This window comes from Tritonibacter sp. SIMBA_163, from assembly GCF_046535935.1.
Classification (GTDB): Bacteria; Pseudomonadota; Alphaproteobacteria; order Rhodobacterales; family Rhodobacteraceae; genus Epibacterium; species Epibacterium scottomollicae.
In genome coordinates this window covers 1-247 of record NZ_JAWJBP010001033.1, presented here as the reverse complement: position 1 = coordinate 247, position 247 = coordinate 1, and the positions used below count along the sequence as shown (strand labels likewise).

The 247-nt window shown below is 38.5% G+C and carries 1 protein-coding gene; it reads left to right on the top strand.

Annotated elements, in window-relative coordinates; genetic code table 11:
- Positions 1 to 247: diguanylate cyclase domain-containing protein (locus R0J92_RS25480; RefSeq protein ID WP_411053739.1), on the top strand; the 247-nt coding region annotated here is incomplete at both ends.

The window sequence follows — 247 nt, the reverse complement described above, 5'->3', positions numbered from 1 at the left end:
AATAGAAATAGCAACAACGCTGCCGAAGTTTGCCATTTTACATCTGGACTCAGTGCGTTTTAAGACAATCAAATATACACTAGGATATCACATTGCGGAGGAATTATTAGTCAAAATTAAACAACGCTTCCAGTCGCAATTACCGAGTAATAGTCTTTTGGCAAAGATTGGCAGTGATGAGTTCGCAATTGTTTTAGAAGAGGTTGAAACAGTCGAACAGGCAACTCATTGGATAGAACATTTGCTG